At 42.7% G+C, this 2,280-nt stretch carries 3 protein-coding genes; all 3 read left to right on the top strand.

Translation table 11 applies throughout. The annotated features are described in order from the left end of the window. The first annotated feature begins 481 nt into the window (after positions 1-481). Complete coding sequence (locus BUB44_RS14810) at positions 482-1,009, top strand: hypothetical protein (protein WP_073167757.1); 528 nt, start codon at positions 482-484, stop codon at positions 1,007-1,009. Positions 1,010-1,486: 477 nt separating this feature from the next. Next, complete coding sequence (locus BUB44_RS14805) at positions 1,487-1,786, top strand: transposase (protein ID WP_073167754.1); 300 nt, start codon at positions 1,487-1,489, stop codon at positions 1,784-1,786. Further along, a partial coding sequence (locus tag BUB44_RS14800; protein WP_165611063.1) for a transposase occupies positions 1,731-2,280 on the top strand: 550 nt, incomplete at its 3' end. The genes BUB44_RS14805 and BUB44_RS14800, both read left to right, overlap by 56 nt.

Below are 2,280 nucleotides of genomic sequence, written 5' to 3'. Positions count from 1 at the left end.
ACATTTTTTGATATTCCCAATATACATCCTTGATTTTACTGGGTTTTCAAGAGTTGATGAAGCCTAAAACCCGCTTTTACTGTCAAAGTTGAGTTTGGATGGGCGGGAGATACACCAGCACTCAGCTCTTATTGGACAGCTTATCGAGAAGGTGGAAGTCTGATTTCAACGTATAAAAGGCAAAGTTTCCCTAATGCTGGAGTTGTTTGGGGAATGTATCAAGTTGAAGTAGGAAAGAAAACAAAATCTGGAAATATGGCCGAGGTAGCTTATACTTATTGGCACCAGACAACTAATTATAGTTTAGAATTTACGATGTCTTATCCTCCAGCAATTACTTTAGTTACTTCGGGAACTGATACTGAATCCAAGTGTCCTACCGGTCATTACTATTATTATTATTATTAATATTATATCGAGTATATTTTTATCTTTTAAAAGCGCCTTTAAAAAGGCGCTTTTTGATAGGGGTATGGCATTCATGAATAAATACGTATTTGCCGGCTTACTTGTTTTGATAGTTGCTATTTGCGTTAGCTGTATAAGGGGACATCAATCAGTTGAGGAAGCTATTCAATTTTATTGGAAAAATAGGGAAAAAGATGATGCAAATGTTGAGCTATTGGCCGTTGACTCCCTGAGTAATAATCAGCAAGTGGTTTTTTATATAAAAGATAATTTTTTATTACTTCAACCTATTATTTATAAAAATGGGTTGTGGTATGTTGGTGGTAAACCTGAAATAATAAATAATCTGCAAACAAAAGATCCGATTCAAGCGTTTTATGTAAGTTTTGAGTATAAAAGAAAATATTATACGGTAATTGGTGCAAAAATAAATAGTGCAGAAATTAAAACAATTAACACTTATATTAAAAAAGATGGCATGTGGGATGAATATTTGAAGTTTCAAGCTGATTTTATTAAATTGTTAGAAGGTGTAAATTGTGACGTAAAAATTGAGGCTTATGATGAAACTGGTGTTTTAAGATATGAAACTTATTTGTAGAATTTTTGACGCTCAAGATACAATTGAATACCCGAATTCGACAGCACCTCTTTTTTACAGGGCGAAAAGCCGCCTGCTGCAAGGTTTTTCGCCTCTGGGGGAAAGCAAGCGTGTATCTTGTTTTTGACCCTCCCGTCTCAACCGGACCTTATACACCCTGGGCGGCATGGGTAGGTCGATGGCTTCGAAAATGCCTCGCATAGCCGCAGAAAGCGCAGCGGTAAGAAGTCAATATATTCCTAAATTGATACAGTCGCAAAACCCCCAGCTAAATGGCAGATATTAACATAACCCAGGAAAAATGCTGCTCCCTGCTATGGACGAAAATGGTCTCCCACAGCGATTCATTATGATCACATGTAAAATCACGAAAAACAGGATAAACCCCTATAAAACTACCCTCTCCGCCAGGAAAACAACCAAAAACGTCGAATATCCAACTATGGCTGATGATTTCTACCCGGGGAGGAAAATCTTATGTACAGGCCATTAAAAGAAGAGCAGCTCTCCTTTTATCACCCGGACCTGACACTGACCCGGATGTTCGGGCAAGACAACTTTTATCACCTGTTCCGGGAAAAATGCGACCTTTTCATCAAGGACGTGGACTTTACGCCGTTGTACTGTCCCGACAATGGCCGTCCTGCCGCTTCACCGGCGATCCTGTTCAAAACCCTCATCCTGCAGCGGCTGTTCGACCTGTCCGACCGGAAACTGGAAGATGCCTGCCGGTACGACCTCCGGTTCAAAATACATCCTTGGTTTAGAGCTGGATGACATGGGTTTTGACCACAGCATTTTCGGCCGTTTCCGGGACCGCCTCCTCCAATCGGAAAAACACAAAGAAGCCTTTTTCAAGCTGCTTGAGCTTTTGGTAGATGAAGGGCTGGTTAAAGAAAAGGAAAAGCAGCGCGTAGACTCCACCCACATCATTGCCAATGTGGCGGTACCGGCGGCCACGGAACTGATCCGCCAGGGGGTCAGGCAATGCCTGATCGAGATGAAACGCAAAGACCACGCCGTTTTCCTGCAGGCCCGGCAAACCCTGACCGAATTGGTACACCAGTACTTAAGCGGCAAAATGGCCAAAAAGCAGATGGAACAGATAGATGAGACCAAACGCCGGCAACGGCTCACCGCGGTAGTCAAGGACGCCCGGGAACTGCTGGCTTTCCTGGATAAACGGGATAACCTGCACCCGGCGGTAGAATACCGGCGGACAATTTTACAACGCCTGTTGTATGAAAACGTCATGCCGGATGAAAACGGCG

This window comes from Desulfofundulus australicus DSM 11792, assembly GCF_900129285.1.
GTDB lineage: Bacteria > Bacillota > Desulfotomaculia > Desulfotomaculales > Desulfovirgulaceae > Desulfofundulus > Desulfofundulus australicus.
This window is presented reverse-complemented; position numbering and strand designations above follow the sequence as displayed.

Excerpts from the sequence above, each read along its gene's own strand:
- BUB44_RS14810 (WP_073167757.1), top strand. The coding sequence starts at position 482 with ATGAATAAATACGTATTTGCCGGCTTACTTGTTTTGATAGTTGCTATT.
- BUB44_RS14805 (WP_073167754.1), top strand. The coding sequence starts at position 1,487 with ATGTACAGGCCATTAAAAGAAGAGCAGCTCTCCTTTTATCACCCGGAC.